Annotated in this window: 21 protein-coding genes and 8 pseudogenes; 11 read left to right on the forward strand and 18 right to left on the reverse strand. The window is 39.0% G+C overall.

The features are described 5' to 3' along the window. Positions 1–45 precede the first annotated feature (45 nt). Entirely contained in the window at positions 46–393 is a 348-nt protein-coding gene (locus tag MAE_RS14295) for a rubredoxin (protein ID WP_002757647.1), read from the reverse strand. A 597-nt stretch (positions 394–990) separates the two neighbouring features. Here MAE_RS14295 and MAE_RS14300 point away from each other — a divergent pair. Continuing rightward, entirely contained in the window at positions 991–1377 is a 387-nt protein-coding gene (locus MAE_RS14300; RefSeq protein WP_012266227.1) for a hypothetical protein, read from the forward strand. Between the two features lie 53 nt (positions 1378–1430). Next, a pseudogene (locus MAE_RS14305) lies at positions 1431–2453 on the forward strand (IS630-like element ISMae23 family transposase); the annotation flags it as partial. 54 nt (positions 2454–2507) lie between these two features. Here MAE_RS14305 and MAE_RS14310 read toward each other — a convergent pair. Further along, positions 2508–3571 (reverse strand): ISKra4-like element ISMae43 family transposase gene (locus MAE_RS14310; RefSeq protein ID WP_125732176.1). Its coding sequence is split into 2 segments (ribosomal slippage): positions 2508–3415 and positions 3415–3571, totalling 1065 coding nucleotides; the frame shifts between segments, so codons are not numbered across the junction. Positions 3572–3714: 143 nt separating this feature from the next. Here MAE_RS14310 and MAE_RS32280 point away from each other — a divergent pair. After that, a pseudogene (locus tag MAE_RS32280) lies at positions 3715–3858 on the forward strand (IS630 family transposase); the annotation flags it as partial. Continuing rightward, positions 3859–5790 carry a TOMM precursor leader peptide-binding protein gene (locus MAE_RS14320; RefSeq protein ID WP_012266229.1) on the forward strand — a complete coding sequence of 644 codons (1932 nt, stop codon included), beginning with the start codon at positions 3859–3861 and terminating at the stop codon, positions 5788–5790. It abuts the pseudogene before it with no gap. Between the two features lie 117 nt (positions 5791–5907). Here MAE_RS14320 and MAE_RS14325 read toward each other — a convergent pair whose 3' ends face one another. Beyond that, positions 5908–6354, reverse strand: coding sequence for a mannan-binding lectin (locus tag MAE_RS14325; RefSeq protein WP_231859616.1), 447 nt, complete (start codon positions 6352–6354; stop codon positions 5908–5910). A 239-nt stretch (positions 6355–6593) separates the two neighbouring features. On the opposite strand from MAE_RS14325, the pseudogene MAE_RS14330 reads away from it, so the two are divergent. After that, positions 6594–6800: pseudogene (locus tag MAE_RS14330) on the forward strand (YcaO-like family protein); the annotation flags it as partial. Between the two features lie 34 nt (positions 6801–6834). Here MAE_RS14330 and MAE_RS14335 read toward each other — a convergent pair. The 5 genes from MAE_RS14335 to MAE_RS14355 all read right to left on the reverse strand — a co-directional run bounded on the left by MAE_RS14335 (position 6835) and on the right by MAE_RS14355 (position 8639). After that, positions 6835–7134, reverse strand: coding sequence for a helix-turn-helix domain-containing protein (locus tag MAE_RS14335; protein WP_012266232.1), 300 nt, complete (start codon positions 7132–7134; stop codon positions 6835–6837). Between the two features lie 2 nt (positions 7135–7136). Next, positions 7137–7481, reverse strand: coding sequence for a type II toxin-antitoxin system RelE/ParE family toxin (locus MAE_RS14340; protein WP_012266233.1), 345 nt, complete (start codon positions 7479–7481; stop codon positions 7137–7139). A 321-nt stretch (positions 7482–7802) separates the two neighbouring features. Continuing rightward, a complete protein-coding gene (locus tag MAE_RS14345; protein WP_012266234.1) occupies positions 7803–8186 on the reverse strand; it encodes a type II toxin-antitoxin system VapC family toxin in 384 nt (127 codons plus the stop codon). Next, positions 8183–8401: a type II toxin-antitoxin system Phd/YefM family antitoxin gene (locus tag MAE_RS14350; RefSeq protein WP_002798098.1), complete on the reverse strand. Its 219-nt coding sequence runs from the start codon at positions 8399–8401 to the stop codon at positions 8183–8185. The genes MAE_RS14345 and MAE_RS14350 overlap by 4 nt, the downstream gene beginning before the upstream one ends. A gap of 16 nt (positions 8402–8417) precedes the next feature. After that, positions 8418–8639, reverse strand: coding sequence for a type II toxin-antitoxin system Phd/YefM family antitoxin (locus MAE_RS14355; protein WP_012266235.1), 222 nt, complete (start codon positions 8637–8639; stop codon positions 8418–8420). A gap of 355 nt (positions 8640–8994) precedes the next feature. Here MAE_RS14355 and MAE_RS14360 point away from each other — a divergent pair. Continuing rightward, a pseudogene (locus tag MAE_RS14360) lies at positions 8995–9931 on the forward strand (IS110-like element ISMae40 family transposase). A gap of 318 nt (positions 9932–10249) precedes the next feature. Here the strand turns inward: MAE_RS14360 and MAE_RS14370 are convergent. The 4 genes from MAE_RS14370 to MAE_RS14385 all read right to left on the reverse strand — a co-directional run bounded on the left by MAE_RS14370 (position 10250) and on the right by MAE_RS14385 (position 12973). Next, positions 10250–10522 (reverse strand): hypothetical protein, encoded by a 273-nt coding sequence (locus MAE_RS14370; RefSeq protein WP_012266237.1) that lies wholly within the window; start codon positions 10520–10522, stop codon positions 10250–10252. Further along, the gene (locus MAE_RS14375; RefSeq protein ID WP_012266238.1) at positions 10500–10787 is read right to left on the reverse strand and encodes a BrnT family toxin; all 288 of its coding nucleotides are present in this window, start codon (positions 10785–10787) and stop codon (positions 10500–10502) included. Before MAE_RS14375 ends, MAE_RS14370 begins: the two co-directional genes overlap by 23 nt. 258 nt (positions 10788–11045) lie before the next feature. Continuing rightward, positions 11046–11729: a hypothetical protein gene (locus MAE_RS14380; protein ID WP_012266240.1), complete on the reverse strand. Its 684-nt coding sequence runs from the start codon at positions 11727–11729 to the stop codon at positions 11046–11048. 146 nt (positions 11730–11875) lie between these two features. After that, positions 11876–12973 (reverse strand): hypothetical protein, encoded by a 1098-nt coding sequence (locus MAE_RS14385; protein ID WP_012266241.1) that lies wholly within the window; start codon positions 12971–12973, stop codon positions 11876–11878. A 421-nt stretch (positions 12974–13394) separates the two neighbouring features. Here MAE_RS14385 and MAE_RS35075 point away from each other — a divergent pair, with 421 nt between their 5' ends. Further along, positions 13395–13550 (forward strand): hypothetical protein, encoded by a 156-nt coding sequence (locus MAE_RS35075; protein WP_231859617.1) that lies wholly within the window; start codon positions 13395–13397, stop codon positions 13548–13550. Positions 13551–13644: 94 nt separating this feature from the next. Then, positions 13645–13860, forward strand: a complete 216-nt coding sequence (locus MAE_RS14390) for a hypothetical protein (protein WP_012266242.1) — start codon at positions 13645–13647, stop codon at positions 13858–13860. Here MAE_RS14390 and MAE_RS33395 read toward each other — a convergent pair. The 5 genes and pseudogenes from MAE_RS33395 to MAE_RS14410 all read right to left on the reverse strand — a co-directional run. Then, complete coding sequence (locus MAE_RS33395; protein WP_158303528.1) at positions 13850–13993, reverse strand: hypothetical protein; 144 nt, start codon at positions 13991–13993, stop codon at positions 13850–13852. The genes MAE_RS14390 and MAE_RS33395 overlap by 11 nt on opposite strands. A gap of 390 nt (positions 13994–14383) precedes the next feature. Further along, positions 14384–15241, reverse strand: a complete 858-nt coding sequence (locus MAE_RS14395) for an IS5 family transposase (RefSeq protein ID WP_012264490.1) — start codon at positions 15239–15241, stop codon at positions 14384–14386. Between the two features lie 124 nt (positions 15242–15365). Next, positions 15366–15620: a BrnA antitoxin family protein gene (locus tag MAE_RS14400; RefSeq protein ID WP_002738362.1), complete on the reverse strand. Its 255-nt coding sequence runs from the start codon at positions 15618–15620 to the stop codon at positions 15366–15368. Further along, a pseudogene (locus tag MAE_RS14405) lies at positions 15604–15804 on the reverse strand (BrnT family toxin); the annotation flags it as partial. The gene MAE_RS14400 and the pseudogene MAE_RS14405, both read right to left, overlap by 17 nt. A gap of 145 nt (positions 15805–15949) precedes the next feature. Continuing rightward, positions 15950–17047: pseudogene (locus MAE_RS14410) on the reverse strand (group II intron reverse transcriptase); the annotation flags it as partial. 88 nt (positions 17048–17135) lie between these two features. Here MAE_RS14410 and MAE_RS14415 point away from each other — a divergent pair. Continuing rightward, positions 17136–18179, forward strand: coding sequence for an IS630 family transposase (locus MAE_RS14415; protein ID WP_012266244.1), 1044 nt, complete (start codon positions 17136–17138; stop codon positions 18177–18179). A 5-nt stretch (positions 18180–18184) separates the two neighbouring features. Here MAE_RS14415 and MAE_RS14420 read toward each other — a convergent pair. Beyond that, positions 18185–18931 (reverse strand): annotated as a pseudogene (locus MAE_RS14420) (reverse transcriptase N-terminal domain-containing protein); the annotation flags it as partial. A gap of 992 nt (positions 18932–19923) precedes the next feature. Here MAE_RS14420 and MAE_RS14425 point away from each other — a divergent pair. Both MAE_RS14425 and MAE_RS14430 read left to right on the forward strand, forming a co-directional pair. Further along, positions 19924–20739 (forward strand): annotated as a pseudogene (locus MAE_RS14425) (amidohydrolase family protein); the annotation flags it as partial. Positions 20740–20817: 78 nt separating this feature from the next. Continuing rightward, a complete protein-coding gene (locus tag MAE_RS14430; RefSeq protein ID WP_050766297.1) occupies positions 20818–22920 on the forward strand; it encodes a carotenoid oxygenase family protein in 2103 nt (700 codons plus the stop codon). The last annotated feature ends 12 nt before the right edge of the window (positions 22921–22932 follow it).

A 22932-nucleotide genomic window follows, 5' to 3' on the forward strand; every position in this document is an offset into this window, starting at 1 on the left:
ACAGGCTCATAAGAGCCGTTGGATTAAAGATAATGAGTGCTTGAGTTAGTTTAAACCATATAAACTAATAAAGAAAACAAATCCTAGCGCTAAAGCCCCGAAAATCAAAATATTTTTTTGTGCCGGAGTCAGACGGTTGACTCCAAAACCATAGCTAAGATTTTCTTGGAATCCCGAAGGAGCATCTTTGGCTCCGATGTTGATAAATTGGGAACGACGCACACCACACACGGGACAGCGCCACGTTTCTGGCAATTCCTCGAAGGGGGTTCCAGCGGGAGTGTTGGTTTTACTATCTCCCTTGCTGGGGTCGTAAACGTAGCCGCAGGAGCGACATTCGTAGTTGGCAGGGGCCTGGTCGGCTAGGGTTAGTTCTGGTGGGCGATCGCTCATAACTAAGATTAAAGGAATTTTCAACACTCTGTTACAAATTATCCTTGAAAATTGACCTCTCTCACGGGCAAGCCCCAACAGAATAGCCAGTTTTCAAGCCTGAAAAGGATTAGCGAGGCAGCATATCGGCTTTAAAAAAAGCAAGATTAATCTATTAGGGCTTAAATGTCTATTAAAACTTTATTAAGTTTATATTTGGGCTATTTACCCTGATTTTGGTACTCAAATTTATTCCGAGAAATTGAGAAATTTCAGGCAGGGAAGAAATTAGGGGTCTGATAGCAAATCCTGTTTAAAAGGTAGAGGAGATTGGGGAGTGCCGGAGCTGCGGAGTAGGGGGAAACAATCCATAACTGGGTTTTTAAAGTTGGATTGGGAGTTAATCATGCTATTAAAAGCGGATTTGGTATCATATTGCATAAATTTAATCACTTTTAGCGATCGCTTTTATATTTTGGCATAAATGGGCTGCTCCCTCGCCGTTCCCTGTTCCCGAAAACGAAAACTTCGCACCTCACCATTAAGATAACTGCTATCAACCTTATATTATAGGTATATAATCAACCTTAACTATACCTTAAAAAGAGAGTAAAAATTGTGTTCAACCAGCTTGATTGGAATCCTGCCTATTCAATTGAAACCCTAGAACCAAATACGGTATTTTTTCTATCTGAGCGAGAATCAATCTGTTTTCAAGAGCCGCTTTATTATCGTTTAGTCAGATTAATCGATGGTCAACGTAATCTTGATGAAATTATTGATATTCTTCAGTTAGAATTTTTACAAAATCAAGAAATTAATCCCAATAATCCTAATTCGTTTGCAGTTATTATTAACTATAGTCTGGCAATTCAAAAAGCGATTTTTCAGTTATATAAACAAGGGTTTTTGTTAGAAAAAAAAGAATTATTACCGTCTAATTTAGCAATTTTATGCCATCATCTTCAGGTTTCTCAATCCCAAGCTTTTGAACGATTAAGCTAAAACGCACTTAAACCACCTAAAATAGAAATAGTAATTTTAGAAAAATCCTACTTATGCCAGCAAAAGATTTCCTAGACTTAGAAGAAAAGAAAAACTTACAAAAAGCTCTTAAAGAAGAAGAAAGAGCAGAGGTTAGGGAAAGAATTTTAATGTTTCTCTTGCTAAACGACGGAAAAACTCAACGAGAAATAGCTGACTTTATTGGCTGTTCACTCAAAACGGTCGCCCCTTGGTGTGTTCACGGTGATCCTAACAATTTAGAAAGTCTAGAAGATGGGAGAAAAAATGGAAATCATAAAAAAGCCACAGAGGAATATATTAATTTACTATTAAAAATAGTTGATGAAGACCCGAAGGAATTTGGATATGAATTCGGGAGATGGACAGCGGCAAGATTAGCAGAGCATCTAGAAAAGGAAACAAGAATTAAACTGAGTGGCTCGCAAGTGAGAAGAATATTGAGAAGAAAAAAGTATGTGTATATCTGGGCGAAATATAGTCTAGAAGATAAGCAAGACAAGAAATTAAGAAAAGCATTTAAAGAAAAATTAGATGAATATTTAAGGTTGGCTAAAGAAAAGCCAGAGTCAATCCAGGTATGGTTTTGGGACGGGGCTTTCAAGGTGGCGACGCAGGTTCGCCACACAGCCCCTCATGAGTGTGGATTTAGTTTGAGAGTAATAAGAAGGAGAGCTTGGACAAAAAAAGGAAAGCGAAAAAAAGTGAATGGACAAAGAAAAAGAGGAAGGGTGAATGTGATGGGAGCCTTAAGATATAATGACAAAAAACGAGTCTGTTTTATGATCAAAAAAGGAAATTCAGAAACTTTCCATGAACAATTAAAGAAACTTCATGAAGAGATTCGTCAAGAATGGATAAACTTGGGAAATCTGCCCGAAGATTTTCGAGAAAAAGGACCGAAAATTATCATCATATTAGACAATGCTAGTTATCACAAAAAGAAAGATGTTATTGAGCAGGTGGAAAAAGAGTTGCCCAATATTAGGCTAGAGTTTTTACCAGCTTATAGTCCAGATTACAACCTAATAGAATTAGTGTGGCATTCCGCTAAAGAGGGAGCATCTCACCTTTGCAATAAGTAGAAATGCTTAATGATCTCAATAAAAAAGTTAAAAAAGGCAACCATTTAGATAAGCACAGCGATGACGAAGGACTTGCGGTACATTACCAGATTCCCAACTTGCACCAGTAATTTTAAGACGATGAGCAATTTGTTTAATTTTTGATTCGACGGAGCCAGAGCCAATGGAAATCCCCTCTGCCTGCAAATAACCATAATTGACAATTCGATGTTTATGCTTGTTTAAATAAGTAATAAAATTCTCAACTTGCGGCTCTGACCATCCTTCACAACAAGAGATAGCCGCCTCCACTTCCCCCTTCCAGAGAAAACATTTTACCTCCTCAATTCGCTGGAATGACCCGCCAACTTTATAGAGGTTTTCGATTAAATGATACCAATCCAATATTTCAATTCTTTCCTGTTTCTCTCCTATCTCACGAAATAAATTCCAGATACCATCATGTCCATCTCCTAAACAAATTAAAGGCTTGGCCAAAACTTGAGAATTAACCAAATCTAATAAAGCTGAGTTATCTTGAAAAAAAGCCGCTACCCCCAGTTGATGAAAACTCACTGCTTTATAATCACGCCAAATTAAGGCTTTTCCCTTGGCAGTTCTTAGTCGTACCTTACCGCCATCTAGGCTCATTTCTTCCACTTCCACTTCTGGGTTAGACGGTAATTCTTCAAAAGCATAGCGATGTACGAGGCGTTGTTGGGTACTGTGAGAAACAGCAATCCCTGTCAATGATTTGATTTTCTGCGCCGATTTCTCGTAGGATTCATCGCCACTTAATAGCAAACAGTTCTTCTCTAACATTGGACTCATCTGAGTCCGAGACTTTATTTCTAATTTTTTCGCTTGTTTTTCTGTAATTGGTAATTCCCCCAAAATACTTTTCACTTTTCTTGTCCGACCAGCTGTTTCTCCTGTGCTTGTTTTGACAAAAAAATACCGATTTCTGGGTTGACATACTGAATCATTAAATCTCTGACTGTCTCCTCTATCTCTCCCAAGTTATTAAATTTATTAATTGGGGATTGCTCATAGAGACATTGCCCTAACTCTTGACATAACTCTTTAATTCTTTTTTCATTTTCTGATAACATTGAATTATTCCTCCCATCGAGAGCTATTCTGAATTGTAAGTTATAACTATTATAATCTCATTTCTCTTTGTGATCAAGTTGAAGATTTTCTAGTTGTTGACGGCTATAAGTATTAATACTCATTGCATAAGTGAGATGCTCCCGCTAAAGAGTACATAGCTAATCGAGAATTTGAAAATAAAGAAGAACTGGAAAAAGTAGTCAATCAGCTTTTAAATGAAGGGGGATTGATTATTAAATGGAGTAGAAAACTTAAAAATAAGGGTAATGCTGTCAATGTAACTTAAATGCGTAAAAGCTTACAATCTCTGAAGGTTACAGTTAAAACCCTAGGCTTAATTCCCCAGCAAGATTTGATCAATATTTTAAATTCCTTGCAAGTTAAAGTCGCAGATGAAGGGGATTTAACAATTATTTTAACCGATAATTATCTTCATCCTGATTTAGAGAGTATTAATCAACAAGCTTTAGCCTCGCACAAGCCTTGGTTATTAGTTAATCCCCTGGGAAACCTAGCATGGATTGGTCCCTTATTTGATCCCGATAAAACTGGTTGTTGGCATTGTTTGGCTCAACGGTTACGAGATAATCGTCCCGTGGAGGAATTTATCATTAGACAGAGAGACAATAAGATTTCTTTAATTTCTCCTTTAGGGTTTTCTTCAGCGACAATACAGACGGTTTTAAATCTGACGGCTATGGAGGTTTTTAAGTGGATTATTCAAGGTAAAAATCAACGTTTAGAAGGAATGCTAATGACTTATGATACTTTAAATTTACAATTTCAAGAGCATATTTTAGTTAAACGTCCGAACTGTCCTAGTTGTGGATATTCTCTAAATAAAACACCTTTACCCGTGGTTTTGGGACATCGTAAAAAGGCTTTTACCAGTGATGGGGGACATCGTTTTTGTTCTCCTGAAGAAACCTTAAAAACCTATCAACATCATATCGGTCCTGTTACGGGAATTGTGCGAGAATTAAATAAGATACAAGGGAATGCTTTAGTTCATACTTATGTAGCTAAACATCATTTTCGTAGTGTCTTTGATGATTTAGACAGTTTACGGCAAAATATTGGAGGTAGAAGTGCGGGAAAAGGCCGTACAGATAGTCAAGCAAAAGCAAGTAGATTTTGTGAAGCTATTGAGCGCTATTCGGGAGTTTTTCAAGGGAATGAAATCAAAGAAGAAGCGAGTTATCAAGAGTTAAAAGATAAAGCTATTCATCCTAACAAATGTATGAATTTTAGTGAAAAACAATACCAACATCGAGAAGAATGGAATGGGAAGAATCAAGGATGGTTTCAAAAAGTCCCTGAACCTTTTGATGAAACTAGAATCATTGATTGGACTCCTGTATGGTCTTTAACTGCTCAAGATTTTAAGTATTTACCGACGGGATATTGTTATTATGGTTATTCTCAATCTGAACCCTTAGATTGTTGGGCTGATTCTAATGGCTGCGCCGCAGGAAATACGATAGAGGAAGCGATTTTACAAGGATTTATGGAGTTAGTGGAACGAGATTGTGTGGCTTTATGGTGGTATAATCAATTAGTTAAACCTTCCGTTAATTTAGAGAGCTTTAATGAGCCATATTTTGAGCAATTAAAGCAATATTATGAGGGGTTAAATCGGGAGCTATGGGTGTTAGATATTACCAGTGATTTGAATATTCCCTGTTTTGCTGCTATTAGTCCGAGAAAGGAGCGGGAAGTGGAGGACATTTTGTTAGGGTATGGGGCGCATTTTGACCCGAAAATTGCTATTAGTCGGGCGTTAACGGAGGTTAATCAAATCTTGCCGAATGTGTTATCTTTTAAGGAAGATGGGACAACGATTTATAATTCTTCTGCTGATCCTTTGGCGGTTAAATGGTGGCAAACGGCAAGGTTAAGCAATCAATCTTATTTAGTTCCCGATAGTAAAATAATACCGAAAAAAAGTAATGATTATTTACAATTAGCCAGTGATGATTTATTAGCGGATGTTAAATTGTGTCAGCGAATTGTTGAGTCAAAGGGGATGGAAATGTTAGTATTAGATCAGACTCGTCCTGATATTGGTTTAAGGGTGGCTAAAGTCATTGTCCCCGGAATGCGTCATATGTGGAAGCGTTTAGGGGCAGGAAGATTATATGATGTTCCTGTTAGCATGGGATGGTTAAAAGAGACTTTGACGGAAGATGAATTAAATCCTTTTCCCATGTGGATGTAATGCTTTGGAATAGGGGAGCTTATCACTGATCAGTAAAAGGTGCATCACCGAAGTAACACACCTTAAATAGTGTTGGGTTCCGTACCTCAATCTAACCGATAAGAGAGGCGATCGCACTTAGAAAGTGTACTTGATTTGAATAACACTCATGACACCTTCAACAATGGTTCGCCACTGTCCAGTAAATTCTGCACCATAAGATGCTGCAATTTGCGGACCTAATTTTTGTGCTTCATCGTTGCTCCAGAGAGGTCCAGCTAAAACATCAGTTTTAAATTCATGAATTCCAGTATTTTCCACCTGTAGTTCTACTTCTACTACACTCATTGCACTTTCAACTACGGTTGTCCACTGACCAGTAAAGTTTCCTTGATGAGCAGCTGCAATTTTCGGACCTACTTGTTGTGCTTCAGCGTTACTCCAGAGGGGGCCAGCAGGGATATTAACTTTGTAACTTGCCATAATAGATAATGTCCTTTGAGACTTTTGTTGATTTTGTATCCTCAAGACGATATCAAAAATCCTTTTCTGAATTTTTTGAGTTAGCCATAATGCCTTAAGCAAAATGTCTTGTCTTTTGGGTTAAAAGTGATTGGTTCAATCACCTTTGATACCAGAATAAGTTTTATTTTTGGTAATGGCAATCTCTAAAATTAATACTTTTCTAATAGGTTTTTTCGAGCAGAATATTAACTTTTTATGAGATTTATATTAGATTTATATTAGATTCAAAGGGTCACTTTATGGTATAATTGCGTAATCTCTTAAGTAGAACAAATGAATTAATCAATCAAATTATAGAGATTGAGTCAAAGGGGATGGAAATGTTAGTATTAGATCAGACTCGTCCTGATATTGGTTTAAGGGTGGCTAAAGTCATTGTCCCCGGAATGCGTCATATGTGGAAGCGTTTAGGGACAGGAAGATTGTATGATGTTCCTGTTAGCATGGGATGGTTAAAAGAGACTTTGACGGAAGATGAATTAAATCCTTTTCCCATGTGGATGTAACCCTTGTTCATGGTCAATTGTTGATGATTTTAAGTTACTTGGTGAAGATTTCGAGTTTAACTTTCATTCCCGTTTTATCTAAAAGACTGAGTAATTTATCAACAGTAAAACGGCTAATTTCTCCATTCATTAAATCACTAATTTTCGGTTGTGTTTCCTCGAAAAAAGTGGCGGCTTCTTGCTGTGTCCATCTTTTTTCTTGGATAAAAGACCGCAAGGTTAACATCAAATCGGCTCTAATTTTTAAGTTAGTTGCTTCTTCACTGTTAAATCCTAAATCTTCAAAGATGTTATCGCTACCAAAAGTGATCTCAATAGGGTTAGATTGTGTCATGGTTATCCCTCCTGTAATTGTTGTCTAAATTGAATCATTTGTTGATAACATTGTTGTCCAAATTCAATTTCTTTTTTCGAGGTTTTCTGTGTTTTTTTACCAAAAGCATGAAGGACATAAATCGCTTCTTTAAACCTTGCTACATAAAAGATTCTGTAGGTTTCTCCTGTCCAAATTCTAATTTCTTCTGTTCCTTGACCAATAATGGGAATGGGTTTAAAATCATTGGGTTTCTCTCCTTGTTGAATAGCTCTCAGTCGAAAACCTGCTTTACGCTTTGCGTCTTCAGGAAAATCTCTAATATCTTCCCTTGACGTCCCAATCCAGTAAATGGGTTTATCTCCCATGTTGGGGTTAATGATTAAGGTTGATACCTAATTTAGTATAACAGGATCATCAGTTTGTCAATTGTTCGTTAGTTGACAAGCAAGATGATGATCATTTTAGTTTAACTGAATCTAAGTAAAGTGTATCAGGGCAAATATCTCGTTCATGAGGCCATAAGCAAACTGATTCCTGATAGGTAAAAGGTATGTCAGCGAAGTAACACACCTTTATTAGTGTTGGTTTTCGTTGCTTCAATCTAATCTAGAAGAGCGGCTGGATCATTGGGAGCTATTCCTTCATATTGATCTAAGATCAATAATATTTTCATTTGTTGAGTTACACTAAATAAGCGCAATCGAATATTGACTGAAAATTGAATCACTTGTAATGATAGGGAGATTTTCAGCCATAGATTGAGCAATAATAATGCGATCAAAAGGATCTCTGTGGTGAAAAGGTAGAGAAGCATTAATTTTTAGATGCTCTAGTTCAAGATTTATTAAAACAATCCTACTTTCGTTCACTTCTTTCTCAATAAACTCTTCATAGGAAGGAACTAACCTTAACTTTCCTAAATTATATTTAATAGACATTTCCCAAAGACTGGCGATACTAAGATAACTAAAATTGTTCTCATCTTCAATTAAATCTTTGAGAGCATTGCTTAATCTAGGATCGTCATTAACAAACCAAAGAAAAATATGTGTGTCCAATAAAAAAGTCATTCCCTGTAATTGTGAAAGTCTTCAAGAGGTTCATCAAAGTCATCGCTCATCCATACTTTTCCCTTAGCACTTCCTCGTTTTAAGGGTCGTTTGATGGGGGAAATTTTGGCTACTGGCTCGTCGCCTTGCATAATAACAATTTCTTCTCCGTTAATTGCCAAATCGAGAAGTTTTGAGAGATCGGATTTAGCTTGAGCTATATCTAATTTAGTCATAATGTTAAATCTCTATTTAAGTTTTCAAAAAATCTTGCAAATGTTCTTCGTCATCAGCTACGATGGTAATCATTCCTTGACATAGTCCAGGGCCCAGGCGTTGGCGCAGTATGGGTATTGGCCCGATTAATTGGGCAATTGGACGATTGTTGTCGGTGATTAACAATTCTTCCCCCAGTTTGAGATTGTCAATCAGTTCGGGGAGTTTAGCCTGGGCTTCTTTGAGAGAGATGATCATGGATGTTGGGTTCTATCTAACTCATGGTGATAACGCTACAATTTTAACTGAATCTCAGCAAGGAATAGATAAAATACGGTTGGGTTGAACGATAGTGAAACCCAACCTTGTATCTTGAGAAGTAGGCAACCCGTCCCAACCTAGGTAAAAAATACCGCTTTGTAGCTTGGGTGCCTATATTCTGAAAAAGGGCGTGGACATCCAGTTCAACCGAGGTGCTTGACACCGTTGGGTAGCCACCGGAGCCACGCCGTCATCCCGATGAGACAAGCTCGAACAATCGCTGGAGGATTAACCTCGTATTCGCAAGGACGAGTTACCAAAGGGACAAAATAACTTAACCCCAGCATAAACGATGACAGAAGAAAAAACATGGGTAGGGATCGATGTCAGTAAAGAGGTTCTAGATATCTACGTGTTGCCGCAAGGTCTGACCTTGCAACAACCCAACAGCGACGTTGGCGTTCAATCGCTGATTGAACAATTACATCCTCTCTCACCGAGTTTGGTGGTGGTGGAATCGACGGGTGGATTAGAGCGCGCACTCGTATCGGGCTTACAAGCCGCCACAATACCGGTAGCGATCGCCAACCCCCGCAAGGTCAAAGGGTTTGCGACGGCATTGGGGAAAGCAAAAACGGACAAATTGGACGCACAGGTAATCGCTCAATTCGCACGAGCCGTGCAACCCCAACCCCAACCCGTGGTTGCCCCCCAAGCCCAACAATTGAGCGACCTAGTACGACGACGACAGCAGTTGGTGGAGATGCAGGTGGCGGAGAAAAACCGCCTCAGTCGTGCGTCTGAGACGGTGCAACTAGATATCAAAGCCCATATTGAGGAAATCCAACAGCGTATTGAAAGCCTCAACGAGCAGATTCAGTCCCTCGCCCAACAGCAAGCCGATTGGCAACGCAAAAATGAAATCTTACAATCCGTTAAAGGGATCGGCAAAGTTTCATCTGCCCTATGTTTGGCGGAATTACCCGAGATGGGAACACTCTGGCGAAAAACAGATTGCCCGGCTGGTCGGGGTCGCTCCTATCAACCACGATAGTGGCCAGCACAAGGGTAAACGCATGATTTCGGGGGGACGCACCTCGGTTCGCTGTGGCTTGTACATGGCCACATTGGTAGCCATTCGTCATAACCCGGTGATTCGGAAGTTCTACGAACGGTTGTTGACCAATGGCAAGTTGAAAAAGGTGGCCTTAGTTGCCTGTATGAGGAAATTGCTGGTTATCCTCAATGCCATGATTCGTGATAATAAATGCTGGCAAGCACCCGCTTAGTCCAGTTTTCCGAACAATTTCATCGCTGACAAAACGGATGACTGGTGCCGTTACTTTGTCTTGCCTATTTGGGGTACAAAAGATTTTCTTTATTCCCCTTGACTTTTAAGACAATCGCTACACTCTCACGTTAAGGTTAAGTACGAAGATGAATCCAATTTCTAGGCCGATCATTCCTCAATTCTAACTGATCTAAGCAGAAAATAAATAAGCTCTCCTGATGACTGATAGAGAAAAGGTATGTCACCGCAGTAACACACCTTTATTAGTGTTGGGTTTCGTTGCTTCAACCCAACTACAAGAGCGGTGATCGCACTATTATTGAGGAATTAATTTAATTAAACTTCTTAAGGTAGCATTAACGGATTCCGAATTAGGAAAATACTTTTTAACATCAGGATCAAGAATAATTACATCATTTTGCGCTGGAAAATGTTCAACCGTTTTTGTTCCATCTTCATGATGAATAGTAACGCTATGACCTTCCCGATACTGTTGGTAATATTTTCCGCAAACAGGATTTTTAAGTTGACTTAAATCATATTCTTCTCGCAAGTCATCTTCTAATTCATCTTGGATTTTCTCGTTCATAATATCTCCTTTCTTTGGGTGTAACTAATCTTGCACTAATTAAACGAATTTTATGATCACGATCCGTATAAGAAACAAATAGAAATTTACTTTGATCTGATAAACCTATTATAAGATAGCGATTCTCTCCTGTAGAATGGTCAGGATCATCGAAATTTACAGCTAAGGGATCATCAAATACGGTGGATGCTTCTTCAAAAGAAATGTTATGTTTTCTTTGATTTATTTTTGCTTTCTGTTTATCCCATTCAAATGCTAGTTCCAAATCATTGCCACTTTGCCAACTGAAATATCCCGCATTGTAGCATATCCTGATGGCGGAATAACAATTTTTCCTGTGCGATCGCGTCTTCCCAAAGTTTGATTAATAGAGAGATATATAAGCGATCGCCGCTGATAGTAAAAGGTATGTCACAGCAGTAACACACCTTTATTATTGTTGGGTTTCGTTGCCTCAACCCAATCGAGAAGAAGAAGCGATCGCACTGAATTAAGATAGCTGATGAGTTGATGAGATTGAGTTTTATTGCCTAGTTAAAACCCCATTTCCACGTGAATCAAATTTCAAAGTGTAAGTATATCCCATCAGCATAGCCCAATTTCCAGTATCGAATACAACAGGATCTCCGATTTCCTCTTGTCCATTTGATCTAACAAGATCGTATGATCCTGCCTTTATGGATAGAGTCGTCTGCGGGGAACAAAGCACTGAATATCCCCAAGCAATCCATTTCACTCCCATACCAAACCCTACATTTACTGTATATTGTTCAGAATCATATTCGGGAATATGCCAACCTTGTTCATCGTGCTGAAGCTCCATGTATTTGTTCAATGACAAGGAAAAATTATCGTTATCCCTTGAGTATGGATGATATGACTGGTTAGGGCTTATATCGCCTTTTTTGAAAACGGAAGCCATCCAATAAAGGGTTAAATCTTTATTGAAATTAATCATGACGTTTGTATCAACAGTTTGTTGTCCTGCGACTCTTCTGACACCATTAGCAATAAACTCTGCTGGTGAAAAAGTCGCTACCAGTTCGATCCCTTGAACATAATCAGTTGTTATCTCTACGATAGTAACAGGTCCTCCCGTAGCTGGGGTTGCTAATATAGGCCGGAAAAACTCATCCGCATTTTCCAGTTGTGTTTTGGTAATCTCAAAAGGATGCTTTATTATTCCTATAGGTGGTCTCTTTTCCATGGAAACAACTCCAATTATAATTTTGATTTTGACAGTAAGGGTCTATTAAGGTGTGTCACCGCAGTAACACACCTTAAATAGTGTCGGTTTTCGTTGCTTTAACCTAGCCTGAAATATTGGCGATCTCACCGCCCCAATAGAGATTGCTAGGAGTTTTTAAATAGAAGCTTTGCTCCAGCTACTAAAAGTTGTTTGATCTTATCTGCACTTTGAGATCCCGAATATGTGAAGTTAACTGTTTTTCCACCCCCAGTCTGGCTAGTAATCTTAAACTCAACTCCAGTTAATACAAAGATTCCAAAAGCGGCTGTTAGTGCTGTTTTTACGGTAAGCGTCCCTGCCAAAAACGTATTAGCTTCATCCTCAAACGTACTTGTCCATGTAACGCTAATTACTTGATCGTCTTGCGTTTCTCCGAGAGAGCTAAAACCGCTTGATAGGAGATTTGCCTGTTCTTGGTTTTTGGCTGAATGCCATAGATCTGTCAGTGACGCTAACAATAATTTATGACTATCAATTAAATTGTCAACGAAATTTAAAGGTGCAGTTAGAAGTTCTTGACTAGGTTTCCCCGGCGAAACCTGAAACTCTCCTGATGAGGTTAAGATGACAGTGGCCTCACGCCCTTTAAAATCTTTGAGTTCAATAACGGCAGCATCATTAGCAACCTCAGTCCAACTCGCTAGTTCATTTTCGCCATAATCCCCCGTTGTTACATAGAATGCCAATTTTGGACTTAAAGTTCTTCTGTCATTAGGACTAGGAGACCAACTCATACCGATGAAACCATTATCAGTTTGGATTCCAAAGGACATACTACTATACCATTTACAGTCTTCATTTGCGCTTTGGTCAAAAGCATTAGACTTCAGGGCAATCATATTTTCAGGAGCAGGTGATTTAATTTGGCTCATGGTAGGAGCTTTTTTTCCTCGGCAGTCCTCCGTCACCGTTACGTAGTCTATCTCCCAAGTCTCTTGTAGTTCTATATTGTTACTGACGAAGGCATCAATTTTAATACCTAATCCAACAGCTTTATTGCTTGATCCTCCACCTGCAATATACTGCACTGGGATAGTAAACGTATTCGTCGCTGGCGAGTTAGGATCAACATCCAAATTAATTTTGGAGTTGGCGAAAACATTAGGATTTCCTTTAAGCTCGTCTGGAGGTTGCAAGAAAGCCCAAAAAGTTTTTGTTTGTTTGCTCTGATTGACTAAATAGATCGTGTACTCAGCAGCCATGATTGATCTCCTTATTTATTGAGTAAATACCGAATTCGATTTTGAACAAACAATAAGTTTGTCTTCCATACGTACACCCTCAAGACATTCTCAAAAATCTATTCGTGAAATTTTCGAGTTAGCCATAGTGCCTTAAGCAAAATGCCTTGTCTTTGGGGTTAAAAGTGATTTGTTTAATCACCTTTGATACCAGAATAAGTTTTATTTTGAGTAATGGCAATCTCTAAAGTTAATACTTTTCTAATAGGTTTTTTTGAGTAGAATATTAACTTTTATATTAGATTTATATTAGATTTATATTAGATTCAAAGGGTCACTTTATGGTATGACTACCTCATCCCTGAAAGTAGAACTAATGAATTAATTGGGCATCTGAAATCCTCAAAACCCTTTTACTCTCTGATTTGAAAGAGGGTGTGGGGTGTGGGGTGTGGGGTGTGGGGTGTGGGGAAGGAAACCTCTTTCATCTGTGGGGGTGAAAATTTTTTCATCGGGACTGATTTGTAGAGTGTCAGGAGATGAAAAGAAGGCAGCAAAAAAGCGATCGCTTATCCCTCAAGGAAAACACCTGCCCTAAGTAAGGAGATGCTACCACCGGATGATGAGTATAACCTTTCAATTAGTTCTGGCTTTACTTTCCCGTGGGCAAGTGATTTTACAAGGAGAAAACCATGACAAAAAAGCCTCACATTAAACTTATCCACATTGGAGAGTACATGGCTGAAGTGGAAGTCGAACTGATTGAGACTCCCGAAGGATGGTCGCCCTATTTATCATTAGAAGACGCTCAAAAATTAGATGGTGTCCGGGAAGCCCTTCGTCAAGGTGATCTGCAAAAAGCTTCCAATTTAGCACATCTTTACAAAATTACCCCTCTTACCGTTTAACTAAACTTTGACAAGAAAAAATTAGGTTCTTCGTTACTTGGTATGATTCGATATGGGGGCATAAATCGACTAAATCCTTATCTGGTAAGAGATTTAATTGATTAGTTCGCTCTAGATCAAAAACAATTGACAAAAATCGCCAAATGCTTTTCTACATAAGGGTTACATCCCTTATATCCCCCGTCCATTGCATAACACAAACCGAAGAGCCAAAAATTAAAAAGCGATCGCTATTCCTCAGAACAACACAGCGATCGCCTAACTTTTAACTATCACAAGCAACATTAGAACTCTTGCAAATTAATTATATGTTATAATGATGGGTTAACTAATTTTCCCCAAAAAATTAGTTAACCAGTACATTCGTCCTGAATGAAAACTTGAAGTTTAACTTTTAACTCAAAACTCTTTAGATATGCTTTAATTTGGTTATCAAAACCTCTTTATTTAAGCGGCACAAACTATCTCAATTTTTATAATTGAGAATAAATTCTCCTTGACTTGATTAATCTTTAGGCAACTTTTAAGAAGCTGCTATACCTATCCCTAACTCACCGTTATAAATAGCCGCCAACAAGTTAACTCTTAAACTATATCTTCGACGACGATTCCGATATTTACAGGATAAGATTTTAAAGATTTTGAGTTTCCTATTTATAGGTTCAATGATAATCCTTTCTTTGGCTAAAGCCTTGTTATACTCTTTTTCTAACTCTGTTAATTTTCTATTTTTCGATTTCTTTTTCGGTGTATAACTATTACTATGGTATGCAGCTATTCCCTGATAACCACTGTCTTCTATGCTGGTAGTTAAAGGATGAAAACGAACTCGACTTTTTTTAAATAAACTAAAATCATGACCTCTACCTTTCCCACAAAAGACACAGATAATTTCCTCGGTAGTTTGATCAGCTACTAATTGGGATTTTAAAGTATGATAACCTCTTTTACCCCCCAAAAAATCTTTCTGTTTCTTTTTGGGGCGTTCAATGGGAGTTTCCGTTACATCCATTACCGTTACGACCGGTATCTCTGCTTGATTGAGTAAAGCTTTTTTTCCTTTTAAACGGAAGTTTCCCGATTGTAAAAGCATTTTTTCCGTCTTATTTACAATCCGACATATAGTTGATTCTGATAGTTCCCAGCTTGTACCAATGTGAAAATATGTTCTATATTCTCGCCAATATTCTAACGTTACTAAAACTTGTTCTTCTATAGATAGTTTAGGTTTCGGTCCCCTTTTAGATGGTGAATTAGAGTCGGCTTCAACACTTTTTACTGATTCTACCATCTTTCTATAGGTTTGTTTATACACACCGAAACGGCGTTTGAATTGTTCATCTGATAAGTTTTGATAATCCATAATTTTGCTAATAAACATAGCAAAATTATAGATGATTTCCTGACCTAAGATCACATTTTATTCTTTTTTCCACTTCAATCTAAGAATTGAGAAAAAAGCAAAAACTTATATTATACCATAAAAAAATTATGCAAGAGGTCTATTATTGGAGGGCTGATAATTCTTCCCGAAGAATACGGCGTAAATCGGACTGAGTGAGCGATCGCTCAGAAGGAGATTGGATATATTGTTTTAAAGCCTCATTAATTAGGGTTTGATAACCCATTCCTGCGGTTTCAGCCTGTTCTCGAAAATAAGCTAGAATCTCATCATCTAGATAAATGGTAATGCGTGTTTTTCCCTGAGAGGAAATGAGCGCCCCTCGTTTTCCTTTAGAAAAATCATATTCCTTTCTCATAAGTTTTTCTCTCTTGTTTTGTAGCACGACGAGCGGAAATCAAGGGAATGACTTCACCCCGCAAAGTATAAATAACCACTAATAGTGATCCCATGTTTCCCATCCCCACTGCAATAAAACGTTCTTCTGTTATACAATCGGGATCAAGATCATGAATAGCGAGGGGATCAAAAAACACCATTTCAGCTTCTGCAAAGGAAACACCGTGCTTTTGCCAGTTGGTTTTTGCTTTTCTGGGATCATATTCAAATGATTAGGGGTCGAGAAGGTCGTCACCGACCTCCCCTCCCATTCAGAACCGTGCGTGATACTTTCGCATCACACGGCTCCTAGTTTGACTGTTCCCTTGTTAAGGATACAGCTTGACTTCTTTTGGTTGTCATTGTATTATCTATACTAACTTCTAATGGTGTTAGCGTAGATGATTTTGGGCTTCCATCAGATGCCGATTTATCATCGTGACAGTGGCGGTGTAGTAATTGAAGGTTCTTGTATTCATCCTTTCCGCCTAAGCTTAGAGGGTGAATGTGGTCAACTTCAATTAAATCCGATGGGGTGAAATACTGCCCACATCGGCTACACTTGCCTTGTTGCTTTTTGAGTAGTTTGGCTACTCTTGTCGGTGTGTCGATTGCTTGTCCTCGTCTGGTCGCCCAGTAAGTCCAATTTCCGTCATAAGGTGAGGCGTCGGCGCGTACTAGGGTATGTCTGACAATTGGTGTCCAATTATGGAAACATAATTGATGACCGTCTTTGGTCTTAAATAACCAAGATTCGTGTCTTTCTTTCCCATTGCTGAGTTTAACTGTATCCGGTCTAAAATAATTTCTCAGCTTTTCGTAGTTCGCTTTACCGCATCTTGATACTGTCCATGCCCTTAACATTAACCAGGTTGTATTGTCTAGTTTATTGAAGGTATCCATAGATACTACTCCTGAGTAGTAGTTAGCCCAACCTCTAATGATTGGGTTTAGTCGACTAATCAGGGCTGATTGAGGTGCTGTTTTGTGTTTTTTGATTACACCTTTAATCGCTTCTGTGTGGGTTTTAACTGCTTTTTGGCTGGGTTTGATGTGGGTTTTGTGACCAATTAATCGTTTTGCCCCATCTTTCCCAGATTTGTATTTTCCTACTGGATATTGCCTGATATTGAATCCTAGAAAGTCAAAACCGGGTTCTTCCATTTTCCCATTGTATTCAATAGGTTTGAGTGTGTGACACACTCTGGTTTTTTCTGGTTTAAGTTCTAATCCTATCGGTTTTAACCATTCGGAAATGGCAGTTTTGCACTGTTCAATGATTTCGAGTGATGGGGAAATCACTACAAAGTCATCGGCGTATCTTATGAGAACAGCTTGATTAGTATCTTTCTTTTTGGGAAATAACGTTTCAATTAGTCTCGCCATTCCATCCAGTGCGATGTTATACTTTGCACGGCTACAACTTGCATTTTTTACTCAAGGACAATAATATAGTTTAAGAGTCATAATTAGAAGCAAAGCACTCATTAAAAACATGATTAACCTAGAATTCACGGAAGAAGAAAAGAACTCACTGTATTATGAAAGATTTCATCATCCCCATCCCCGGGTTCAACTGAAGATGGAAGTTCTCTGGTTAAAGAGCCAAAAGATACCGCACAAAAAAATTTGTCAGTTAGCAGGAATCTCGCCAAATACCTTATTAACCTATCTTCGAGATTATGAAGAAGGCGGAATAGAAAAATTAAAAGAAATCAACTTCTATCGCCCTAAAAGTGAATTAGAGTCTCAAAAAGAAACGCTCAAAAAATACTTCGAGAAAAATCCACCAGCCACAATAAATGAAGCTGTATATAGGATAGAAGAATTAACGGGAATAAAACGAAGTCCTACCCAAGTTAGAAAATTTTTAAAATCAATGGGAATGAAATGTTTAAAAGTAGGTTCTCTTCCTTCTAAAGCTGACCGGGATGAACAAGAGGACTACAAAGAAAAAAAGCTAGAACCCAGACTAAATGAGGCTAAAGAAGGAAAAAGGGCTGTTTTTTTTGTTGATGCCGCTCACTTCGTCATGGGAGCATTTCTCGGTTTTGTTTGGTGTTTTGAGAGACTTTTTGTTAAGTCACCGAGCGGGCGTAAACGCTTCAATGTTTTAGGAGCATTAAATGCAATAACTCATGAAGTTATTCTGGTTACGAATGACACTTATATTACAGCAACTCAAGTCTGTGAACTTCTTAAAAAAATAGCTGCTTTAGGAATAACTATTCCCATCACTCTAGTCTTAGATAATGCCCGCTATCAAAAATGTAAAATTGTTGAAGAATTGGCTCTTTCTTTGTCAATAGAGCTACTCTATTTGCCGTCTTATTCGCCTAATCTAAATTTAATTGAAAGGCTGTGGAAATTGGTCAAAAAGAAATGTTTGTATGGTAAATACTATGAAAACTTTTCTGACTTTTCTTCAGCTATTTATGAATGTCTGAATGATGCCCACCTGAAACATAAAAAAGAACTGGATTCCTTGCTCACTCTACGATTTCAGAAGTTTAATAAATCTCAGATTATGAACGTCTAAAGTATAGCTAGTAGTGGACTTATTACCCCTCCTTGTGGTGTCCCGGTTTCTGTTTCTTCAAATACACCGTTATCCAAAACTCCTGCTTTGAGCCATTGTTTGATGTCTCTTTTCAGGGAGCTTGGACAATGAATTTTGGACAGTAAAAAGTCGTGATTAATTCGGTCAAAACACTTGGCAATATCAGCATCTAATACAAAGTAGCTACTTTGATTAATGGTGATGTATATCTTTGATATTGCGTCATGGGCAGACCTTCCGGGTCGGAAACCATAGCTGGTTCCTTCCATTTTTGACTCCCATTCTGGTTCAAGTGCCGATTTAATCAACGCTTGTCTAGCTCTGTCTTTAATGGTTGGTATTCCTAATGGGCGTTTTTCATCCCTGCCGGGTTTAGGAATCCATACCCTTCTTAGCGGTTTTGCTTTAAGTGTTCCTTTGATTTCTTCGGTTAGATTTAGCCTTTGTTCTGGGGATATTGCTATCACTCCATCGACTCCTGCTGTTTTCTTTCCTTGATTATCTTGGGTTACTTTGCGAACTGCTAATAGACGAGCATAGTATGATTTCGCCAATAGACGTTGCAACCTTCTAACCTTTGCATCCTGTCCCGATTTAGCCGCTTGGTATATCCTCTTTTGGAGCTTGAAAACATATCTTTGGACTTTTGCCCAATTGATAGTTTTCCATACATTCGTAGTCTTAGTGGTTTTCGGTTTCCCGAACCCTTTACCTTCTCTCGCTTTCGTCATATAGACTCCTACTAGACTCTATCCTTACAATCAAACCGTAACCTGTCAGCATATCCTGACTATTACTGTCAGGCGTTGGCTTTTGGTTACATCTCACACCCTTAAAGGCTTGCGCTTACACTTATCGCTACTGGGTATTTCGACCGATACTCAGAGCCTAAAAGGGTTTATAACGTTCCGTTTATATGGGCATTCCATCTTTAGATTTGTCCTCTCCACCGGGGTACTTTAAAGGTCTGTGTGAGTGGGAAAGGTAAGACCCTCACTATTCCCCTTATTCTTTTGAATGTAGTGTGTCAACCTATTTCACTACTCAATGTTTACGATGGTTCAAGTCGGACATTTGGCTCACGCCTAATCTTGGATGGTTGGCAGTGGTCTCGGTTTGGATGTTAGGTTACATCTAGGAGCCTTCCGTTCCCCGCTTCAGTCCCAGAGTTGTGACTTCTGAATCTGGGGGTGGCTATCGCCGTTACTCTCAGCTTTGTAACGATTTGTGATTGATTGTTACAAAGTGTATTGACCTTGAGTCCCCTTGCCTGATTTGGTATCGGGTGATACTAAACGTCGGGACATATAAACAGTTATAAGGTTGGTCTGGGTTGACCTCTTAGATTCAGTCGGGGGACTGAAGACCTTACTAGGCGGTTATTTCGGGCATTTCAGCCCTATTTCATGCCTAAACGTTTCGCACTCATACATACATTATATGTATCTTAGAAGGTTGAGTCAAGCTCAAAACCCCTTCAGAGTATCACACGGATCGCCTTACCTTCCCACTTAGAGGGGTATTCAGGGGGAATGACAACTGTGCCATGATGAAGAATCATTTTAAATTCAATCGCTTCCATTCGTTAAGTTTAATAAAGTGTTGTATCAAGTTTAACCCAATCAATCCATGGAGTTTTAGGGGATGAAAAAAAAGCAGCAAAAAAGCGATCGCTTTTTCCCAATCAAATATAATTTAGGTAGAAAATTGCCGAAAAACCTCTATGCTCAACGGGTACAAAATTATTGATGCTGATTCCCATGTCATTGAACCCCCCGCAATGTGGGGCCAATACCTAGAACCTAAATTTAGGGAATTTGCTCCTTCTGCTGACATGAAAATCAAAGGAGAACCGATTAGTCAAAAAATCTCCCCACAAGTCCAAGCAGAAGGGAATAAGCAGATGATGCAAGCTCATCCCCAGGCTTATCTCAATCGCTATAACCCAGAGTCCCATGTTCAAGCAATGGTACAAATGGGGGTAGATATGGCCTTTATTTATCCTACCTATGGACTGTGGTTATTTGCCATTGATAGCCTACCCGCCGAAGTGATGGGGGCTTTTGTCCGTGCCTATAATAGATGGTTATCAGAAGAATATTGTAGCTATGACCCGGCTAGACTGAAAGGAGTCGCTGCAGTCAATCAACATGATCCCGAAGATATGGTCAAAGAGCTACACCGCATGGCAAACTTGGGCTGGAAGGCGGTTTTTTTGCGCCCTAATCCCGTTAAAGGTAGAATTTTGAGCGATCGAGCCTATGAACCCTTTTGGACGGCCTGCGAGGATTTGGACATGGCTGTAGGAATTCATGAAGGCACTCATAGCCGCTTACCCACCACTGGTGCAGATCGATTTAACACCCGTTTTGCCCTTCATGCTTGTTCTCACCCCATGGAGCAGATGATGGCACTGTTAGCCTTAATTGAAGGGGGGGTTTTAGAACGTCATCGGAGGCTGAGGGTGGCGTTTCTAGAGTCAGGGTGTGGTTGGCTTCCCTATTGGTTATGGAAGCTTGACGAAGAATACAAAAGTTTATAGTATGATGTAAAGAATCAGATTAAATTGAACTTAATCCAAGTATTTTCCCTATCAATCTCAGATTATTAAGATATTATGACTGAAAACCCCAATAATTATAGTTCTAACTTACCTTCTGGTTGTCCCTTGATCCCAGAATCAATCATGACTGCGAATAGATGTGAACACACGGAGCTTAACTTAGAGATTGAAGGGCAATTACCAGAAGACTTGCAGGGTCATTTTTTTATGGTCGCACCAGTAGGAACGGTTGATTCTGGGGGTACCCCTTTTCCCGATGGCGACTCATTGTTGAATGGCGACGGTATGATTTACCGACTCGATTTTGATTGCCCCGGTGAAGCAAAGATAACAACACGATTAGCTAAGCCCCCTGATTATTATGCAGACAAGGCAACCTTCTTGAAAAGCCAATACCAAAAGTATAGATTTCGCAATCATGGAATTGTCCGCTTTTCTTACGCACTTGGATTTCGTAATGAGCTAAATACAGCTTTTCTAGTTATGCCATCAGGAAAGGAAGATGTCCTAGATCGTTTATTAGTGACCTATGATGGAGGCCGTCCCTACGAATTAGATACAGAAACCCTTGAAGTTGTTACACCTGTTGGCTGGAATCAAGAGTGGCGGGCCGAAATGAACAAACCACAATTTCCTTTCAAGACGATTTTGAGTACCGCCCATCCTGCTTTTGATAGTAATACGGGTGAAATGTTTACTGTAAATTATGGCAGAGCTATTATGAATCTGCTAAAGAGGCTCCCTTTTGCCATTGAATTAGATGAACTCCCCAAAGACATTTACCAATTAATGAGGGCAATCATTGGTTTTTCTAATGCTAATATGTTGCGAAATATTTTTCAGTTGAATATTATGTGGGCTAAAGGTATTTTGCAACAGGCCATAAATGTAATTAAATATTTGCTTGGGGAAGATATTGAGAATTTTGTCTATCTGCTTCGCTGGGATGGGACAGGTAACTTAGAGCGTTGGAAGTTAAGACTTCCCGATGGTTCACCAGTAAAAATTGAACAAACCATCCATCAAATTGGAGTCAGCAAAGATTATGTGATTTTAATGGACACAGCTTTTATTGTCGGTTTAGAGCAGTTAATAAACAATCCAATACCAGAGAATAAACAACTCGAAGAATTAATCAGAAACTTACTCGAAAGCCCGAATCGACCGGATTCATATATTTATATTGTACGTCGTAGGGAGCTCATCTCAGGACAGTACCCGATTGATTCTGACAAGGAAGTGACTGTCATCGCTAAAAAACTCATCATTCCTTTACCAGCTGCTCACTTTTTAGTTGATTACGAAAATCCTGATGGAAAGATTACGCTTCATGTTGCTCACATTGCTTCTTGGGATGTGGCTGAGTGGATTCGTAAATATGACTTATCGGCTTACCCACCCTATCATCCAATCGCCAAGCGGGTTTATTCTATGGAACCCAATGAGATGGATATTAGCCGTTTGGGACGCTATGTAATTGATGGAAACCGAGGAGAAGTCATTCAATCAAATGTTATCTACTCATCTCCCTATACTTGGGGAACGGGTTTATACGCTTACCGAGATCGATTATCATCAGGAAGGCAACCCAAACGACTTGATGATATTTATTGGATTTCCTTTGGACTTTGGCAGGAAACGATGACAAAGTTTCTCTATGATTTATATAAAGATGCCCCCTACCGAGCAGTGCCTTTGGAGGATTTACTAAATTTAGCAAAACAAGGCGTTCCATCTTCCCTGTTTCGATTACATACCCCAGATGATTCCCTGAAGATTGCCGATTCTTATCAGTTTCCTAGGGGATATATTGGTGGTTCTCCTCAGTTCATTCCTCGCCATACAAGCGAAGAAAATTCTACAGAGGGTTACATCATTTGTAGCGTTTTTACCCCTCGTAGTAGCGAATTTTGGATTTTTGATGGGGGGGATCTGGCCAAAGGTCCTTTGACTAAGCTAAGACATCAGGATCTAAATTTTGGTTATAGTTTGCACACGGCTTGGCTTCCTACAATTGGTCGCCGTCAAGTGAGTTACAATATCCCTGTCAAATCGGATTTTCAGCAGTTGGTAAAGGACAGTTCCCCCGATATTCAAAAACTTTTTGAAGATGAAATATATCCCTTCTTTCCATCAGATAATGGACATTTAGTGTAGGAGATAAAGATT

Source organism: Microcystis aeruginosa NIES-843 (assembly GCF_000010625.1).
GTDB lineage: Bacteria > Cyanobacteriota > Cyanobacteriia > Cyanobacteriales > Microcystaceae > Microcystis > Microcystis aeruginosa.

Bases quoted from the DNA above. Each gene is read 5' to 3' on its own strand.
- MAE_RS14295 (WP_002757647.1), bottom strand. From the start codon at position 393: ATGAGCGATCGCCCACCAGAACTAACCCTAGCCGACCAGGCCCCTGCC.
- MAE_RS14320 (WP_012266229.1), top strand. From the start codon at position 3,859: ATGCGTAAAAGCTTACAATCTCTGAAGGTTACAGTTAAAACCCTAGGC.
- MAE_RS14335 (WP_012266232.1), bottom strand. From the start codon at position 7,134: ATGACACAATCTAACCCTATTGAGATCACTTTTGGTAGCGATAACATC.
- MAE_RS14340 (WP_012266233.1), bottom strand. From the start codon at position 7,481: ATGGGAGATAAACCCATTTACTGGATTGGGACGTCAAGGGAAGATATT.
- MAE_RS14345 (WP_012266234.1), bottom strand. From the start codon at position 8,186: ATGACTTTTTTATTGGACACACATATTTTTCTTTGGTTTGTTAATGAC.
- MAE_RS14350 (WP_002798098.1), bottom strand. From the start codon at position 8,401: ATGACTAAATTAGATATAGCTCAAGCTAAATCCGATCTCTCAAAACTT.
- MAE_RS14355 (WP_012266235.1), bottom strand. From the start codon at position 8,639: ATGATCATCTCTCTCAAAGAAGCCCAGGCTAAACTCCCCGAACTGATT.
- MAE_RS14370 (WP_012266237.1), bottom strand. From the start codon at position 10,522: ATGAACGAGAAAATCCAAGATGAATTAGAAGATGACTTGCGAGAAGAA.
- MAE_RS14380 (WP_012266240.1), bottom strand. From the start codon at position 11,729: ATGGAAAAGAGACCACCTATAGGAATAATAAAGCATCCTTTTGAGATT.
- MAE_RS14385 (WP_012266241.1), bottom strand. From the start codon at position 12,973: ATGGCTGCTGAGTACACGATCTATTTAGTCAATCAGAGCAAACAAACA.
- MAE_RS14390 (WP_012266242.1), top strand. From the start codon at position 13,645: ATGACAAAAAAGCCTCACATTAAACTTATCCACATTGGAGAGTACATG.
- MAE_RS14395 (WP_012264490.1), bottom strand. From the start codon at position 15,241: ATGTTTATTAGCAAAATTATGGATTATCAAAACTTATCAGATGAACAA.
- MAE_RS14400 (WP_002738362.1), bottom strand. From the start codon at position 15,620: ATGAGAAAGGAATATGATTTTTCTAAAGGAAAACGAGGGGCGCTCATT.
- MAE_RS14415 (WP_012266244.1), top strand. From the start codon at position 17,136: ATGATTAACCTAGAATTCACGGAAGAAGAAAAGAACTCACTGTATTAT.
- MAE_RS14430 (WP_050766297.1), top strand. From the start codon at position 20,818: ATGACTGAAAACCCCAATAATTATAGTTCTAACTTACCTTCTGGTTGT.